The organism is Filimonas effusa (genome assembly GCF_004118675.1).
Taxonomy (GTDB): Bacteria; Bacteroidota; Bacteroidia; order Chitinophagales; family Chitinophagaceae; genus Filimonas; species Filimonas effusa.
The window spans coordinates 157232-175597 of the sequence record NZ_SDHZ01000001.1 but is presented as its reverse complement, the minus strand read 5'-3'; the positions used below and the strand labels follow the sequence as shown (position 1 = coordinate 175597).

The 18366-nt window shown below is 44.9% G+C and carries 17 protein-coding genes; 12 read left to right on the top strand and 5 right to left on the bottom strand.

All coding sequences use genetic code 11. From position 1 onward, the window contains the following. Positions 1–26: 26 nt before the first annotated feature. The gene (locus ESB13_RS00735; protein ID WP_129001136.1) at positions 27–4118 is read right to left on the bottom strand and encodes a DUF5977 domain-containing protein; all 4092 of its coding nucleotides are present in this window, start codon (positions 4116–4118) and stop codon (positions 27–29) included. A gap of 124 nt (positions 4119–4242) precedes the next feature. Then, positions 4243–5661: a hypothetical protein gene (locus tag ESB13_RS00730; RefSeq protein ID WP_129001135.1), complete on the bottom strand. Its 1419-nt coding sequence runs from the start codon at positions 5659–5661 to the stop codon at positions 4243–4245. A 238-nt stretch (positions 5662–5899) separates the two neighbouring features. Here ESB13_RS00730 and sufB point away from each other — a divergent pair, with 238 nt between their 5' ends. From sufB to ESB13_RS00695, 7 genes are read left to right on the top strand one after another with little or no spacing between them, the layout of a single operon-like run. Further along, complete coding sequence (gene sufB, locus ESB13_RS00725; RefSeq protein WP_129001134.1) at positions 5900–7342, top strand: Fe-S cluster assembly protein SufB; 1443 nt, start codon at positions 5900–5902, stop codon at positions 7340–7342. A gap of 48 nt (positions 7343–7390) precedes the next feature. After that, positions 7391–8152, top strand: a complete 762-nt coding sequence (sufC, locus tag ESB13_RS00720) for a Fe-S cluster assembly ATPase SufC (protein ID WP_129001133.1) — start codon at positions 7391–7393, stop codon at positions 8150–8152. Between the two features lie 20 nt (positions 8153–8172). Continuing rightward, complete coding sequence (gene sufD, locus ESB13_RS00715) at positions 8173–9480, top strand: Fe-S cluster assembly protein SufD (RefSeq protein WP_129001132.1); 1308 nt, start codon at positions 8173–8175, stop codon at positions 9478–9480. A gap of 2 nt (positions 9481–9482) precedes the next feature. After that, positions 9483–10700 carry an aminotransferase class V-fold PLP-dependent enzyme gene (locus ESB13_RS00710; protein ID WP_129001131.1) on the top strand — a complete coding sequence of 406 codons (1218 nt, stop codon included), beginning with the start codon at positions 9483–9485 and terminating at the stop codon, positions 10698–10700. Positions 10701–10717: 17 nt separating this feature from the next. Then, entirely contained in the window at positions 10718–11146 is a 429-nt protein-coding gene (locus ESB13_RS00705) for a SufE family protein (RefSeq protein ID WP_129001130.1), read from the top strand. A 2-nt stretch (positions 11147–11148) separates the two neighbouring features. Next, complete coding sequence (locus tag ESB13_RS00700; protein ID WP_129001129.1) at positions 11149–11460, top strand: iron-sulfur cluster assembly protein; 312 nt, start codon at positions 11149–11151, stop codon at positions 11458–11460. Between the two features lie 21 nt (positions 11461–11481). After that, entirely contained in the window at positions 11482–11961 is a 480-nt protein-coding gene (locus tag ESB13_RS00695; RefSeq protein ID WP_129001128.1) for an RrF2 family transcriptional regulator, read from the top strand. Positions 11962–11970: 9 nt separating this feature from the next. Here the strand turns inward: ESB13_RS00695 and ESB13_RS00690 are convergent, their stop codons facing one another. Next, the gene (locus tag ESB13_RS00690) at positions 11971–13218 is read right to left on the bottom strand and encodes a metallophosphoesterase (RefSeq protein WP_129001127.1); all 1248 of its coding nucleotides are present in this window, start codon (positions 13216–13218) and stop codon (positions 11971–11973) included. Positions 13219–13366: 148 nt separating this feature from the next. On the opposite strand from ESB13_RS00690, the gene ESB13_RS00685 reads away from it, so the two are divergent. From ESB13_RS00685 to dapB, 5 genes are read left to right on the top strand one after another with little or no spacing between them, the layout of a single operon-like run. Continuing rightward, positions 13367–14053: a metal-dependent hydrolase gene (locus ESB13_RS00685; RefSeq protein WP_129001126.1), complete on the top strand. Its 687-nt coding sequence runs from the start codon at positions 13367–13369 to the stop codon at positions 14051–14053. Positions 14054–14095: 42 nt separating this feature from the next. Beyond that, positions 14096–14896, top strand: coding sequence for a ParA family protein (locus ESB13_RS00680; protein ID WP_129001125.1), 801 nt, complete (start codon positions 14096–14098; stop codon positions 14894–14896). 41 nt (positions 14897–14937) lie between these two features. Next, the gene (locus ESB13_RS00675; protein WP_129001124.1) at positions 14938–15876 is read left to right on the top strand and encodes a ParB/RepB/Spo0J family partition protein; all 939 of its coding nucleotides are present in this window, start codon (positions 14938–14940) and stop codon (positions 15874–15876) included. Positions 15877–15883: 7 nt separating this feature from the next. After that, the gene (locus tag ESB13_RS00670) at positions 15884–16618 is read left to right on the top strand and encodes a DUF5683 domain-containing protein (protein WP_129001123.1); all 735 of its coding nucleotides are present in this window, start codon (positions 15884–15886) and stop codon (positions 16616–16618) included. A gap of 22 nt (positions 16619–16640) precedes the next feature. Then, the gene (dapB, locus tag ESB13_RS00665; protein ID WP_246022378.1) at positions 16641–17360 is read left to right on the top strand and encodes a 4-hydroxy-tetrahydrodipicolinate reductase; all 720 of its coding nucleotides are present in this window, start codon (positions 16641–16643) and stop codon (positions 17358–17360) included. Positions 17361–17381: 21 nt separating this feature from the next. Here dapB and ESB13_RS00660 read toward each other — a convergent pair whose 3' ends face one another. Beyond that, positions 17382–17624, bottom strand: coding sequence for a helix-turn-helix domain-containing protein (locus tag ESB13_RS00660; protein ID WP_129001122.1), 243 nt, complete (start codon positions 17622–17624; stop codon positions 17382–17384). A gap of 2 nt (positions 17625–17626) precedes the next feature. After that, entirely contained in the window at positions 17627–18313 is a 687-nt protein-coding gene (locus ESB13_RS00655; protein WP_129001121.1) for a hypothetical protein, read from the bottom strand. Positions 18314–18366: the final 53 nt, after the last annotated feature.

Genomic DNA, 18366 nt, shown 5'->3' with positions numbered 1-18366 from the left:
TTAAAAGGTTATAGCTGGTATTAACATTACATAGCGCCTAATGCACAGCGACTGGTTGACAATTGCATATAGTCTTCGCTAATGGTGCCGTCACTCCATTGATAGTGATACACGCATACCCATCGGGAGCCCAGTTCATAGCTATCAGTATTAATACGCTTTCCTGTTTCACAAACCCCTTTAATACATTTTTGATTTACGCCATTACAGGTTTCAGCATTACAAACCACAGTACAGATTCCCTTCTGATTCGCATTATTCTGTCCATTTGCTGCTATATCCGCCAAGGCTTTCTGGTTGGCATCCAAGATACTTATGGTTGATGTATACGTTCCTTCGGCTACGGAGTAAAGAACAGAACTGCCTATATAGCCAACATCACATTGCTTCACAAAATTCTTAGACTGTGGCTCATTCTTATAGACAAAGAGACATGTAGCATTCGTGTTGGCATAGCTCTGCCCCATCAACGTAATCTCATTTATTGCTTTTAGATCGGCGTCATCCTGACTTACATCTGAAGTATATTTCCCAGCAGGCACACTATATACCACCGATGTACCTATATATCCTGAAGCGCAGTTTTTTCTTGTAACTGTTTCTGAACGGGGGGTGTTTTTAAACAGAGGCATACAATTGGAAGCATAACCATAATAGCTATAGCAAACCTTTCTAACAATATTACCATCTTCATTTTTCTCCAGGCTGAACCTGCCAAATGGCTCATATTCATAGTACGCAATTCTGCCGTTATCGGAGCCTATACTAGAGACGCCAAAGGGCAACCTGTAAGTATAGGTACTCATCAATGCCCCTTCAGGATATAATCTCACCTCATCAATAAGCCCAGTTCCTGTAATGCTCACACTCGAAACGTTTTTCACCCGGTGTTCGTAATACCGCCAGTCCCCAATGCTCTTACCCGTTTTATATTGAAAACTGCCGGTTATATTATAAGGACTACTACTATTACTCCAATAGGAAACAACATAAACAGTACTTTCAGAAAGATTAGGTTTCGACAATCCGCCAACCAGGTCGTAGCAATAAATTCCGGTTACAGCAGCATTAGTGCTCAAACTATACCCAAAACTCCAGTTCCCATTACTATTGCTTTCAAAAGAAGTATATGCGACCTGATCACTAGCTGCATTCAACACCTTGGCGATAGGCAAGGTTTGTCCGTACCCATAGATATAGGTATTCAACACATTCTCGTTTTCTGAAGCACTTAGCACATTAGCTTTAGAATCATATTTAAGATAGTTGACACGGGTATGCCATTTATTATCGACAGGACTAAACTCTTTTACTAATCGGGGTAGACACAACCCGGCAACCGGCCTGGAATATTCGGCAAACACGATATTTGTAATAATATCATTCCGCTTGCTTGTTTTTTTAATAACAGGACTTACCATGTTCCTGTTAACCATCTCCTGGTAAGTTCCGTCAGCATCTTCTCCATTGGCAACCATTTCATGCGGATATGCATACGCAGCGTTTAAAGCGCTGCCATCACTGGCTGTAGTATTTTCATAGGAGACCTGAGTATGCTGTTTGTTAGTGAAACCATAATTCTTAGTAGTTTCCAGCGTAGCAACTCCATCTGAACTATAATCTGTTTCTATCGTTTTACTTTTATAAGTCCAACGGCTATAAAAGGCATATTCCTGCACTTCATATCCACTAAACTCAACAAGATCTACGGGTGTACTGGACTTGGGAAAATCATAACGCTTATTTACATAATAAGCAGGTACAGATAAATCCACTGCACTGTCAACTTTATAGGTATTCACTATTTTTTTACATGGAACAACCTGCTCATCAACCATTTTAAAGACCAACTGCTCTAATTCCATTCCGTTCAAATGTCCCGTATTGGAGTTTTTAACCGCCGGCGCAAAACTTTGCCAAAGTTTAGGCCGCGAAGGTGCATCCCTTTGTACTTCATATTTATGAGCAATGCCACCACCTTCATAATTATCACCGATACTTTCTACTACATCAGAATAGTAAACATGATTCTGACCATAGAGGTATAAATTATTTAAAGCATTTGAATATCCCACCTCACTTTTACAATACAATACATCCATTTGAGTAAGCTCAATGCCACATTGCGCCAGTTGTGCATTTGTCATGGTTTGCCTGACTATAGGAACACTACCCACTCCTGAAGAAACATTAGGCGTCGCTAATGCGGCATAGGAAATATGCCGTATTTCGTTATGTCCTAGTCCATCTTTTTTTACAATCTTTTGTACCCGGACTCCTCCTGTCGGCTCGTTTACTTCAATTGTTTGCGCATGTCCGGAAATATATTTAACGTTGGCAGAATATCTTCGTATGTTGGCATTCGCATGCAAAACAGTTATCCTGATAAAATAACTTACCCCTGCCTGTAGCATGTCTGTTTTCATGTCCAGGTTATCACCTAACTTAAAGATGTTGCCATAAATAGTCCTGTTAGTAGAATACTCTACTATCTCCATCATCATAAGACCCGTTATTTCATCTACAGGTGCACTGCCGTCATCACCAACACCAACTAAAACACCTCCCGAAAGATAGTCCTGCCCCCAAACACTGCGTTCGTCCCGCCCCGGAATAGTGAACACCGCAGAATTCTTGGTTTGTCCCACCGATGCCGGTTGTGCAATGCTGACCGATACGAGCTGTGTTGGTGGTGGCAAAAGTTTTGAAGTCCGGAAGGTATTGCCTTCGTAGCCGATTTCCAGGGAACCTCCTGTCGGGTAAATAATTTTCTGCAAGGCCCCCTTTCCCGCATAATCAGAATAGACATTTCTATCTGCCCTTGCAAGTGGTAATTTTTTCTCATCCTCCGGATCCTCTGGTTTCGCGACATAGCCTGAATTGCTTGTTTTACCATTATAATAGCCGTAATGATCCTGTGCAGTCGACAAACGATGAGGCAATGCATTTATATCATTATATTCGAACGTATGCCGTCTTACTTCAGCCCGATCATTTCCTTTTTCTACCACATATTGCAGATATGGCCGGTACTTTAAATGATTTTGCGCGTACAAGTCTGTGCCAGCAGCAGGAGGATCGGACATGCCATACATATAGAGTAGTTCGGTCTCTTTTACGACCTGGTCATCCTGCCACAAAACTATTTTGCTGAATAGCTTATCTCCAGGTACATCTAAGCGGTCGATATATTCGAAGGTAATTTTGGAAGAACGGAAGGTTGCCGCTGTAAGCAGCTTGGCAAAGGAAGTAACATCAGTTCTGCAGGTTTGGCGCGAGCTTACAACAGCACATTTTTGCGTACAAACTGAACCATTTTCTGCATCCAAAGTCCTGGTTACCACTTCCTGTATCCCTGTCATTGTAGTGAAAAAGCAATCAGAATACTGGAATGTCACCTTTTCATTATTGGGCAACGTAATATCCGACAAATACCAGGCAGTAGGCACACGTTGTCCGGGACTCACCAGTGGTTCACCATAACAAGCTGTTTCGATTACAGAATTCTCCACATCAGCAAACCGGTATATACTGCCATCAGGCGCTGTGATCACTATCGACGATAAATCGGTAGCACATTGGATTTTAAGATTGTTGTGAGGAATAAGCATAGGTTTCTTATCTCCATCAAGTATAAACTTGCCGCTAAAACCAGCGAAATTGAATACAAACATATCTGGCTCCGAATCTGAATACGACGATGACCTCGACAACTCCCTTAACACATTCAACAAGGCATTATCTACTACGGTTATATTAGGATAAAGCCTTGTGCTTAATTCATCGGGTTTACCATTTACATTTCTGACAATGGCACCGCCTGCCGAGAGCAGCCACCCTAAACCAGATCTTGATGCTACCTGGTCAACTCTCACACCTCCTGTTGAATAATTCAGCGCTACCGGCACATTGCCGCCTTCCAATGAAAACAATGGAATCTGAACATTTGCAGAACCTGTCTGGAATCCTACGTCCATGGCACCATACCGTCCAATTTCAGCAGCATTGGGAGATGCAGGCACTATTTGAGGCAACGAGATTTTGGCATCCTGAGCATACGCCAAATGACCAACGACAAAACATAGCAGCAACAAGAGACCTGATAGAAGTGTTTTCATATCCTTTCAATAAATTATTAAAATAGCCATTCACCTGCGTTGTAAACAGGTGGAAATAATAACGTGCTTTATCCCGCCATTCGGCCAAATAAAAGTTCTATCATAGTGGTAACAGATAAATAAGCTACAGGGTATAACCTACCCTGAACTTCAGCGCCGGCGCCTTCGGCACCTGGCTATAGCTGAGGAAATCCCAGAGCAACTGCAGATTGCCCTGCTTCTTGCCTATTTTATATTTTTTGGTAAGGCCCAGTAACCCGCTTTTTTGCCATGCGTCGGGCTTTCGCAGATCTTCTACTTTCGCAAACGCCTGCAGGTAGTTCATTTCATAACCGCCGGTGATCCAGATGCTTCCTTTGGCCTTCACATCTATAAAAGACCGCAGCCCTACTCCTTCGCTGCTGAGGCGGATATCGTTAAAAGGCTTGCCCCAGCCCATTTTATAAGAAGCACCCAAACCGATAATACTCTTATCGCTGAGCTTATAGCCCGCTGTTAAAGCCATATCGCTGATAGAGGGCAGGAAGTTGTTACTGCCCTGGCTTTGAACATTGAAGCCAAATTCAATACGTTGTAAAAAACTTTTAGTACGCTGGTTATTAGGCTTGAAACCTTCCGGCATTGTCATATCACTGCTGCCGCCGCCCAGTTTATTCACCTTATCTTTTAACTGATCCAACTGTCCCTGCGCTGCCTGCAGCTGGCTTTGCAACGGGTTGGCACCACCTGCCGCCGCCGCAGAAGCACCTAAGCGCTGGCTGATGAGTTGCTGTACCTGCGCTCTGGTTTGCAGTCCGGCCATGCCTGTGCCGTTGCTGCTGCCCGGCGTGGCCGGGAATAACCGGGAGAGATAACTGTTCTTCTTCATGAAATCCTTGAATACCGGCGACTCCCGTAAAAGTCCCAGCGCCTTTTCTTCCATTTTCTTCCTGTCTTTCAGCAACGCCTTGTATTCCTGTACCTGTTGCTGGTAATAGTATACTTCTTTATTAATGCTTTTCAGCTGCTTACCCATATCATACTTCGACAACTGTTCTTTCAATTGCTGCTGCCGTTCTTTTATAAATGCGTTGATCTGTTCCGATTGTGCCAGTGTGCCGGATAAATTATCCACCGCTTTACTGGCCTCTGCAAGTTTACCGGCCTGGCCGGCCCCCAGCTCTTTTCCTTTCAGGAAAGAAAGCGAGGTGGTCATGGTATCAAGAGAAGATATATAAGGTATTTTTTTGCCGTTGAGCAGGTCTTTCAGCTTTTGCTGCAGTTGCTGGTATTTGCCGTTTGCGCTTTCCAGCATCTGACGGGCTTTAACAGAATCCTTTTTAGCCAGCTTGCGGTAAAGTTTTGTCTCCTGGCGCTGCATTTTTGATAACAGCTTACCGGAAGCCTGTTCCAATTTCGCATTTATTTTTTCGGATTTCCCGGTTACGGCATTCAGGTAGGCGTCTGTTACTTTGGCCAGGCTGTCCTGGGCCTGTACCTGGCATAAGCTGGCGCAGCAACAAAAAGCTGCCAGCAATAAGGTTATCAAAAAGTGTTGGCGCATAGGATGTTTTTAAAAGCGGGTTGTAATTGCGACCGGAGCAATGTTACAACTTATTTAGGGCGTTTGCAACATTCCCCCAGTTTCTGCTGCCAACAATTCCATTTCCGGCGCCGGGGCACTACTTTTGTGGCCTTTTTAACGGAAAAATTCATTTTACGACCCTGTTTATACTTTTTAGTACAAATTCATTCCTACCTTTGCAGTGTGCTTAGGCATGAATCAAAAGCATTTATTTGATATGGAAGATAATCTTAGTACGATTGAACAAACGGTTCTCAGTGATTATAAGTACGGCTTTGTTACCGACATTGAAGCAGATGAGGCTCCCAAAGGGCTTGATGAAAGTACAATCCGCTTTATCTCTGCAAAGAAAAATGAGCCGGAATGGATGCTGGAGTGGCGCTTAAAAGCCTACCGCCAGTGGTTGAAGATGGAAGAACCGGATTGGGCAAACATCAACTACCCTCCTATTGATTATCAGGACATTATCTACTATTCCGCCCCTAAACAAAAGCCAAAAGTGGAAAGCCTGGACGATATTGATCCTGAATTGAGAAAAACCTTCGACAAACTGGGAATCTCATTAGACGAACAAAAGCGTATTTCGGGCGTTGCAGTGGATGCCGTTATTGACAGTGTTTCTATTGCCACCACTTTTAAAAAGGAACTGGCGGAGCAGGGCATCATTTTCTGTTCTATCAGTGAAGCCATCAAGGAACATCCCGAACTGATCAAAAAGTACCTGGGATCGGTGGTTCCTGCTACTGATAACTATTTTTCGGCATTGAATGCGGCTGTTTTCAGTGACGGGTCGTTCTGTTACATTCCTGCGGGTGTTCGTTGCCCCATGGAGTTGTCTACCTATTTCCGTATCAATGCGGAAAATACCGGTCAGTTTGAACGTACACTTATTGTAGCGGAAGCAGGCAGTTATGTTAGCTATCTCGAAGGTTGTACAGCGCCTATGCGTGATGAGAACCAGCTGCATGCCGCCGTAGTGGAACTGATTGCACAGGACAATGCTGAAATAAAATATTCTACTGTACAGAACTGGTATCCCGGAGATAAAGAAGGTAAAGGCGGTATTTACAACTTCGTTACCAAACGTGGTATTTGCTACGATAATGCCAAGATCTCCTGGACACAGGTAGAAACAGGTTCATCCATTACCTGGAAATACCCCAGTGTTATCCTGAAAGGCGATAACTCTATTGGTGAATTCTATTCTGTAGCCGTTACCAATAATTTCCAGCAGGCCGATACCGGTACCAAAATGCAGCACCTGGGCAAGAATACCAAGAGCCGTATTGTATCGAAAGGTATTTCTGCCGGATTCAGCAATAACAGCTATCGCGGGCTGGTACATGTAGCGAAGAAAGCAACCAATGCACGTAACTACTCCCAGTGCGACTCCCTGTTATTAGGCGACAAATGCGGTGCACACACCTTTCCTTATATAGAAGTAAAAAACAATACAGCTACTGTAGAACATGAAGCTACCACTTCAAAAGTGGGAGAAGACCAGATCTTCTACTGCAACCAGCGTGGCATAGATACAGAAACGGCTGTAGCGCTCATCATCAATGGTTTTGCGAAAGAGGTAATGAACCAGTTACCGATGGAATTTGCCGTTGAAGCGCAGAAGCTGCTGGCTATAAGCCTCGAAGGCAGCGTAGGATAAACAACCCCATTTTTGAATTTAGACTTTTGAATCAGAGAATTTATTATCATGTTACATATTAAAAATTTACAGGCGGAAATTGACGGGAAAGAAATTCTGAAAGGTATTAACCTGGAGGTGAAACCAGGAGAAGTACATGCTATCATGGGCCCTAACGGCGCCGGGAAAAGCACATTGGCTTCTATTCTGGCAGGCCGCCAGGACTACACCGTTACAGGTGGCAGTGTTACATTCGACGGTAAAGACCTGCTGGACCTTTCTCCTGAAGAAAGAGCCGGCGAAGGTTTGTTCCTGAGTTTCCAGTATCCTGTAGAGATACCGGGCGTAAGCACTACCAATTTCATTAAAACTGCTGTCAACGAAGTTCGTAAATACCGTGGTGAAGAACCACTTGACGCCGTAGCCTTCCTTAAGATGATGAAGGAAAAAATGGCGTTGATGGAAATGGATCAAACGATGTTAAGCCGTTCTTTAAACGAAGGCTTTTCAGGCGGTGAAAAGAAGAGAAATGAGATCTTCCAGATGGCAATGTTGCAGCCTAAGCTGGCCATCCTTGATGAAACTGACTCCGGACTTGATATTGATGCGATCCGTGTGGTTGCCAATGGTGTAAACAAACTGCGCAGCAGCGAGAATGCTGTGCTGGCCATCACCCACTATCAGCGTTTACTCGACTACCTGGTTCCCGATTTTGTGCATGTACTGTATAATGGACGTATTGTGAAGTCTGGTACCAAAGAACTGGCGCTGGAACTGGAAGAGAAAGGATATGATTTTATTAAGGCTGAAATGCAGGAAGCAAGCCTGTAATAAACCAAGGGAGAGCAAGCATGAACAATAATACGAGTTATATAAACGATCAGTTCAGGGATTTACAGGTGAAAGACAGCAGCAACAAAATCGCAGCAGTGCGCAGCGAAGCGATGCAGGATTTCAGTGACCTGGGCATTCCTTCTGTACGTCATGAAGAATGGAAATATACACGCATCAGCGGTTTATTTAATAAAGAATACCAGCTGGCGGGCAAGGCAGCAAGCGCTTTAACTGCAGCAGATCTGGAAGGCATTCGTTTACCCGGTCATGACCTGGCAACGGAATTGTTTTTCATCAATGGTGTATTTGCTCCGGCTTTATCGGTGATACATTCTTCAGCGTTAACCATCACGTTCCTGGACGAAGCAGCCAACCACCCGGATTTCAAAGCAAAAGTAGAAGCGCATTTCAACCATAGCAGCCAATATCTGAAAGACGGTATCAATGCTCTGAATACAGCTTACATGCAAGGCGGTTTGTTTTTGCATGTACCTGACAGGAAGATCGTTGAAGGGCCTGTCTATATTTACAATATTACAGATGCGCGCAGCAATGCAGTACTGTCGCAGCCACGCAGCCTGATATATGTAGGCAAACAAGCTGAAGTAAAGTTTGTGGAAACCTATATCACCATAGGCGAAACTGAAAGCCTTACCAACCAGGTGATGGAGATCGTGATAGAAGAAGCAGCCAATGTTTCTTACTATAAATTACAGAACGATGCCAGTCATGCAAGCCAGGTGAGCACTACTCATTTCAGGCAGATAGGCAAAAGCGTATTCACCTCTGTTACCTTATCGCTCAACGGCGCTATTGTACGTAACAACCTGCACGCGGTGATGGAAGCTTCTTATTCCGAAGCGCATTTATACGGTTTATATTTTCAGCGTGGCCAGGGCCATATCGACAATCATACTATCGTTGACAATGCTGTACCCCATTGCGAGAGCAATGAGTTATATAAAGGCATTCTCGATGGCCAGTCTACCGGCGTGTTCAACGGAAAGATCTTCGTGCGCAAAGATGCGCAGAAGACCAATGCCTTCCAGTCGAACAAGAACGTATTATTAACCGATACAGCTTCAGTGAACACTAAACCACAGCTGGAGATCTTTGCCGATGATGTGAAGTGTTCACATGGTTGTACTGTAGGCAGCCTGGATACTGATGCGCTGTTTTATTTACAGGCGCGCGGCATTCCCAGGGAAGCCGCTCTTGCATTATTATTACAGGGTTTTGCAATGGACATTCTCGAGAAGATAGAGCTGGAGCCCATCCGCACCTATGTAGAGACCCTGATCACGCAACGTTTAACAGGAGAATAATTATGATAGATATTGCAGCGATAAGACAGCAGTTTCCCGTACTTAACCGTTTGGTTAAAGGGAAACCGCTGGTATATCTTGACAATGCCGCTACAGCGCAAAAACCCCAGGTGGTTATCGATGCGCTGGTAAATTATTATTCGCAGTATAATGCCAATATCCACCGGGGTATACATACCCTGGCGGAGGAGGCCACTGCTGCATTTGAAGACACCCGTAATGCTGTTCAGCAGTTATTACATGCAGACTCACGTGAAGAGATCATCTTTACGCGCGGCACAACCGAGGGCATTAACCTGGTGGCTTATACCTGGGGCCGGCAAAATATCGGCAAGGGTGATGAGATCATTATATCGGGAATGGAGCACCACTCCAATATAGTTCCCTGGCAGGTTTTATGCGCCGAGAAAGAAGCGGTTCTCAAAATAGTTCCCGTTAATGATAACGGAGAACTTGAAATGGAAGCTTTTCATTCTTTGCTAAGCGACAAAACCAAACTGGTATCTATTTGCCAGATCTCCAATTCGCTTGGAACGATAAACCCGGTGAAGGAGATTATCAAAGCTGCACACGCAGCAGGCGCCATTACCTTAATAGACGGTGCGCAATCTACTGTTCACCTGGATATTGATGTACAGGACCTGGACTGTGATTTCTTTGCCTGCTCTGCACACAAACTATATGGCCCTACCGGCGTGGGTGTATTGTATGGCAAAAAAGCCATCCTGGAAGCAATGCCTGTATTCATGGGTGGCGGCGAAATGATCAAGGAAGTAAGTTACCAGCATTTCACACCTAATGAACTGCCTTACAAGTTTGAAGCAGGCACTCCCAACATTGCAGATGTAGTAGCGTTCAAAGCCGCTATTGAATTTGTAAACGGTATAGGCAAATCAGCTATTGCAGCGCATGAAGCAGCATTGCTGGAGTATGCGGCAGAACAGTTAACGCCCATAAAAGAGGTTAGAATGATTGGCCGTGCCAGGAACAGGGCCAGTGTATTATCCTTTGTTGTGGAAGGCGCACATCCGCAGGATCTTGGTATCATACTCGACAACCAGGGCATTGCGGTTCGTACAGGACATCATTGCTGCCAGCCTTTAATGGACCGGTTTGCAATACCGGGCACCACCAGGGCTTCGTTCGCTGTTTATAATACAAAGGAAGAAGTAGACGCATTAGCAAAAGGCCTGCAGAAAGCAATTAAAATGCTGCTGTAAGCACAAAGAAGCAGGATATGACCATTCAGGATACGGAAAACGAAATAGTTGATGAATTTGGGCTGTTTGACTCCTGGGACGACAAATATGAGTATATCATAGACCTGGGAAAAAAACTGGCTCCTTTAGCCGCTGAACATAAAACGGATCATAACCGTGTGCGCGGCTGCCAGTCGACAGTATGGCTGCATGCAGAATATAAAGACGGCAGGATCTATTTTACCGCAGATAGTGATGCCGTTATAGCAAAAGGTTTAATAAGCATGCTTATCAGGGTATTGTCGGGTCATACACCTGACGAAATACTGGAAGCAAAGCTCGATTTTATACAGAAGATAGGAATGACGACCCACCTGGCACAAACCCGTTCGAACGGACTGTTGTCGATGCTGAAACAGATGAAAAATTTCGCCCTGGCCTACAAGGTAAAAACAGAAAATGATTGATCATGGAAACAGAAGCGTTGAAAGAAAAGGTCATTGCGTGTTTACAGACCATTTTTGATCCCGAGATCCCTGTAAGTATTTATGAACTAGGATTGATCTATGAAATAGAGATCCTCCCTATCAATAATGTACAGATAGTAATGACATTAACAGCTCCCAGCTGTCCCGCAGCTCAGTCGCTGCCTATAGAGGTAGACCAGAAACTGCGCGAGGTAGAAGGCGTGAACGATGTACACGTATCTGTAACCTGGACGCCGGCCTGGGACAAAAGCCGCATGTCGGAAACAGCACAACTGGAGTTAGGAATGCTTTAATAGAAATAACCGGACTTACCCATGAAAATAACAGCCCAGGAAGAATATGGTATGCGCATTCTGGTGCGTATTGCAGGTTGCCGGTCGGCAGACGGCATGAGCATACCGCAGCTAAGCGAGGCGGAAGGGCTAACGAGTCCGTATGTAGCAAAGCTCACCCGCCTGTTACGTCTCGCAGGTTTTATCAACAGCACTCCCGGCAACAAAGGCGGGTATATACTGGCGCGTCCTGCCCGGGAAATTATTATCAACGATGTTTTGAAGGCGCTCGGCGGCGCTTTATTCGACCAGGCTTTTTGCGAAGCCCATGGTGGTGGTATACGTCTTTGTAACCACTCTGTCGACTGTTCCACCCGCTCGCTCTGGAAAATGATCCAGTACACCATGGACGAACTTCTGAATAAAGTAACACTTTACCACCTGGTAAACCCGGAGGAGCAGTCGGCCCGTTTGCTGGAAGATATTTTACTGAAAAGGGTTTCAAACAGTTTTGGGCAGTAGCATGGCAGTTTATGCTAGTTCAATCACCGTAATTTCAGGCAGAATACCCACGCGGCCAGGATAGCCAATAAAACCATATCCCCTGTTCACATAAAGCTTTTGTTTTCCCTCTTCATAAAGCCCGGCCCATTGCTTGTACATCCATTGAACCGGGCTCCACTTAAAATGAGGCAGTTCAACCCCAAACTGCATCCCATGGGTATGTCCTGCAAGCATAAGGTCTATATCGGGATATTTTGTACGTACTTCCGCATCCCAATGGCTGGGATCATGGCTCATTAAGATCTTAAATGGAATTGTTTCCGTTCCGGGGTGGGCAATATCCATGCGCCCGTACTTGGGAAAACGGCCTTTGGCGCCCCAGTTCTCAATACCCAATAAGGCTATTTTCTGCCCGTTCCTGTCGAAGATCACATGTTCATTCATCAGCAAACGCCATCCCATACTGGCATGTACCTGCTTTAACTGGTCGAGATTGGCCTTTTTAGCGGCAGGACTGGGCCAAACCACATAGTCGCCATAGTCGTGGTTGCCCAGCGTACTGTAAACGCCCATTGGAGCTTTAATGCGGCTGAAAACATCGGTATAGTCATTCATTTCGTCTGCACGATCGTTAACAAGATCTCCCGTAAAGAGAACCAGGTCGGGCTGTTCCGCCATGACCATAGCTACACCATGCGCTACCGCCTGTTTATTTTGAAAGCTACCACTGTGAATATCACTGATTTGCACTATTTTAAGGCCGCGAAAGGCTTCTGGCAGGTTAGGATATTTGAGTGAAAGCTTATGAACCCTGTATTGGTACTTATTAGAAAAACCATATATAAGGGTACCAAACAGCGTACCGCCAAGCGCCATACCTGCCCAGGAAAGAAAGGTTGAACGGGGGATAAGGCCATCTTCATCGGTATAACGGGCGCCTGTATCGGGCATCAATTTGCCCAGCATCCATATGCCAAGGCGGCGGATATCGTCGAGTGCAAAGAACACCGCTGCAATAAGTTTCGCAAAAAAAATACCTACCACTATGGCAAACAAGTAGTTACGAACGAATTTTGAGATAAGGGCGCCCTGTAAATAAGGGAAAACAGCCACAGTAATGATAGCGGCAATAGCAACGATCCAGTAAAATGGATAACAGATCCATTTCATTCTTTCGGAAAAATGGCTGGTAACAGCCTTCAGAGCAGAAAATACATACCAGTCCAGCGCCAACATTACCAAGGCTACGATCCACCAGCTACCCCAATTTCTCATTTGAATCAGACTATTTTAGCTTTCGCAGGGAAGCCGCGAAAGGGAGAGATAAAATTACAGGAATACTGCCTAAAATATAGTTTCGGTAAAATGGCACTTAAAAATTATTTTTGTCCCCCTTTCAGCAACCGTTTTAAAAATTGAGGATATGAAGTTGACTTATTATGGCCAATCGTGTTTTTTGGTGCAAGTAGCGGGAAAGAAGATTTTATTTGATCCTTTCATTTCCCCGAATGAGCAGGCAAAGGCTAAAGGGGTGGACGTGGATAGTATTGAAGCGGATTATATTTTTGTATCACATGGCCATGGTGATCATATTGCCGACCTGGTACGTATAGCGGCACGTACAGGCGCAGTATGTGTTTGTGCGGCTGAAATAGCGGGCTGGTTAGGCAACCAGGGCATACAGAATGTACACGGAATGAATCATGGAGGCCCCATCAGTTTCCCTTTCGGCCAGGCCAGGGGGGTAAACGCGATCCATTCTTCCTCCTTCCCCGATGGTAGTTATGCCGGCAATCCAATGGGTTTTGTCTTTACTACCGCAGAAGGGAATTTTTACTTTGCGGGAGATACGGCATTAACCATGGATATGCAGTTAATTCCATTATGGGCAAAACTTGATTTTTCTGTTTTACCAATAGGTGGCAACTTTACGATGGATGTGGCCGATGCCGTTCATGCATCCGATTTTGTGAAATGTAATAAAGTAGTTGGGGTGCATTACAACACCTTCCCTCCTATTACAATTGATACAGAAAAAGCAAAAACGACATTTGAGGCAGCAGGAAAAACACTTTTATTACCGGCGATAGGCGAAACCATAGAGGCGTAACCTGCAACCGGTACGGGTATTTTATATAATTAACAAACATACATGGCAAGAATTATTGGTGTAGCGAATCAAAAGGGTGGCGTTGGTAAAACTACCTCGGCTATTAATCTGGCAGCCAGTTTTGCAGTATTGGAGTACAGAACGCTGCTCGTAGATGCTGATCCCCAGGCGAATAGCACTACGGGCGTAGGCTTCGACCTGCATAATATTACCAGCAGTTTATACGATTGCATGGTTAATAATACGCCGGCCGAAGATGTGATCCTGAAAAGTGAAATACCCAATCTTGACCTGATACCCTCGCATATCGACCTGGTAGGCGCTGAGATTGAGATGATCAATTATCCCAACCGCGAAATGGTGATGAAGGGCATATTGGAGCCTGTAAAGGATAAATATGATTTCATTGTCATCGATTGCTCTCCTTCGCTGGGCTTAATTACGGTGAATGCGCTTGTAGCGGCAGACAGCGTAATTGTACCGGTACAATGCGAATTCTTCGCCCTTGAAGGTCTCGGCAAACTGCTCAATACCATCAAGATCGTACAAAGCAGGCTCAACCCCGCCTTACAGATCGAAGGTATCTTAATGACCATGTACGACGGCCGCCTTCGCCTGTGTAACCAGGTAGTAAGCGAAGTACGCCGCCACTTCGACGAAATTGTATTCTCGACCATTATACACCGTAATACCCGCTTAAGCGAAGCCCCAAGTGTGGGAAAACCGGTGATCTTATACGATGCAGAAAGCAAGGGAACGGTCAACTACCTGAACCTCGCCAAGGAAGTGTTACAAAAGAACGACCTCACGAAAATGAAGAATGAAGAGCGGATTCTGGAATAACAGTTTTTCTTTTGATCTTACCTTTTAACTATTAATTGATAATGACAGCTCCGAAACCAAACAACAATAAGGACAACAAATTAGCATTAGGCAAAGGCATCCGTTCTTTGCTGCAGAACATCGATGCAGACCTGAAAACGACCACCGGAGCTGCACTTAAAACGAATGTAGTAGAGCAGGCCGTAAATACAACCCGTATACCGTTAGATCAGATTTCGGTGAACCCCAAAAACCCGCGTAAGGATTTTGACGAAACGGCGTTGAATGAACTCGCCACTTCTATAAAGCTGCACGATATTATTCAGCCGCTTACCGTAAGTAAGATGGCCGATGGTAAATACCAGCTGATAGCCGGTGAACGCCGCTTTCGTGCCTCAAAAATCGCAGGCTTAACAGATGTACCCGCCTATATCCGCCAGGTTAATGACAAAGAACTGCTGGAACTGGCCTTACTTGAAAACCTGCAGCGTGAAGACCTCAACGCCATAGAAATCGGCTTAAGTTACAAGCGGATGATGGAAGAATTGAGCTATACGCAGGAACAGGTTGCCGAACGCATGGGCAAAGAACGCAGTACCGTTACCAACTATATCCGCCTGTTGAAATTACCACCGGATATCCAGCTGGCAGTACGTTTCAATACCATTAGCATGGGACATGCCCGCGCACTGGTGAACATTGACACCGTAGACAAGCAGCTGTATGTTTTCGGCGAAATAAAAAGCAAAAACCTGAGCGTGCGCCAGACCGAAGACCTGGTTCGCCAGTTGTACAAGGAGAAAACCGGCGATGTTAAAGTTGCTGCAAAAGCAGAGATCCCACCTGCCTATAAGCGAATCGAGGATAACTTAGCATCACATTTTTCAACCAAAGTAAAACTGGCCCACAACAAGAAGGGTTATGGCAGCATCACAATTGAATATTATTCATTGCAGGAGCTGAATAAACTTCTGGAACAAATGAATGTTCAGGCCAGCTAAATTACACATGCGACTTCTTTTTTGTATCATATTGCTGCTTTGCTGCAGCAGCTGGTATTCAGCACAGGCGCAGGATAGTGCCAGAAGAAAGCTGATGGGTACCTCTTTGTTCGATACTGCCCGGGCAAAGCCCCACGACACGCTTGTAAAAAAGCCGGTTGCCCCCATGATGGCTAAAACCGCACAGGATACCCCCGTGATCGTAAAAAGAAGGATACACGATCCCAATAAAGCCACCGTACGCTCAGCAATGATTCCCGGATGGGGACAGATCTACAACCGGGAATACTGGAAGCTCCCGCTGGTATACGGCGCCCTGGCCATCCCCACAGCAACCTTCATCTTCAATAACACCTATTATAAAAGAGCTAAGTATGCTTACGAAGCCGTATATGCTGCAACCACAGAGATCGACGGTAAGGTCGATAAAAGCAAGCTGCCGGGTATCCACCCAAGCATGCTCAAGGAGAATGGCGAAACATATCCGGCATCCAGCTACCAGAACATACGAAATTCCTATCGCCAGGCCAGAGATTACTCCGTGTTATGGTTCCTGATAGTATGGGGTATTAACGTAGTAGACGCTACAGTATTCGGACACTTGAAAACTTTTGATGTGTCGGACGATCTAAGCCTGCAGGTGTCTCCTACTTTCAATTCAGCACTCAGAACACCCGGCGTTGGCCTGGTGCTCACTTATAAAAAAGCAACACCCCGCTATTCCCTGTCAGCCTTACGTTAACATGGGAAGCACAAAATATAAAATGATGAAAATTGCATTGATCGGTTATGGCAAAATGGGCCAGGCCATAGAAGAGATTGCAGTAGCCCAGGGGCATGAAATTGTATTAAAAATAGGTATTGAAAACCTCGGCGACTTCACCGTTGAAGCAGTAGCAAAAGCCGACGTTGCAATAGAATTTACAAGTCCCCACAGCGCAGTAGCCAATATTAAAAAGTGTTTCGATGCAGGCGTAGCGGTAGTTTGCGGTTCAACAGGCTGGCTGGAGCAATGGGACGAAGTAATCGCCTATTGCCAGGAGAAACAAGGCGCTTTCTTATATGCCAGTAATTTCAGCATTGGCGTGAACCTGTTCTTTGAGCTTAACAACTACCTCGCAAAGATCATGGCCCCGCACAACGATTATGATGTGAGCATGGAAGAAATACATCATACCCAGAAAAAGGATGCGCCAAGCGGTACTGCTATAACCTTAGCCGAGCGCGTACTGGAACATATAGGCCGCAAAAAGCAATGGGTAAACCATATCAGCGATAATCCTGCAGAACTGGAGATCATCAGCGAAAGAATAGATCCGGCCCCTGGCACACACAAGATCAAGTACCATTCAGAGATCGATGATATCGAGATCATTCATACCGCTCACAACCGTAAAGGTTTTGCCAGCGGCGCCGTAATGGCCGCTAATTTCCTCAACGGGAAAAAAGGTATTTACAATATGAAGCAAGTATTGGGGCTTTAATAATATTCATACAGCGCGTTGTTAGCTGTTTTCATTGGCCAGCAACGCGTTGTATTCCTCATCGGACAGATAATCGATAATTTCTCCCGGCTTACAACCAAGCGCAACGCATATTGCTTCCAGCGTGCTAAACCTGATAGCCTTTATCTTATTATTCTTTAGCAGGGAAAGATTCACCAGGCTAATGCCGGTTTTCTCGCTTAACCTGGAAAGAGACATCTTTCTTTTTGCCAGTACCACATCCAGATTTATAACAACAGGCATAATTACAGAATATATTTTTGTTCTTCTTCCATCACCTCTCCTCTCTTGAAAGCTATAGCAAGATAGCAAAACACAATGCCTCCCAGCAACCACAGGTAGTAATCGTATTTTTTGATGCCTGCTATCATTACCGGCGAATGCCAGCGCGCCTGCACAGCCTCCATGTCGATTATAAAAACGGGCGTCATAAAAGATTGACAAAGGTATTGCAGCACAACGTACGCAAGCATGGCAATACCTGTTTTCCTCAGCCGCCGCGTTTGCCCCTGGGAAAAGAAAAGGTTACCACGTATTTCTTTCAGGAAAAGATATAACTGGAAGAAACTAAAACTGCATACAAGCGCCCATAACAATTGTGGCAGCAGCACACATGATCTTTCAAAAAAAGAAGGTGAATTAATAAACGCTTTCACTTCTTCCAAATGAATGAAGTTGACATGGACTACGTCATTCCTGATAATACGCACCACAGCATTTCCACCTTCTCTCCCGGTCAAATAGGCTAAAGGAGTGTTGAAATCTGCGCCCAAAGGCCCCCTGATAACATCAGGCTGAGACAAAACCAGTTCTACCTCCATTATATCCTGGCGAACAAAGATGGTTATGAAACTAAATGCTGCGTAAATAAAGAACCCGGCAAAAACAAGGAAAAAGATGCTGATAGAAGCTCTTTGAAATAAATAACTCATATCTAAACAATAAGCAGGTGAACAAGGTAAAGGTGTTGTTGACATAGTAAAGA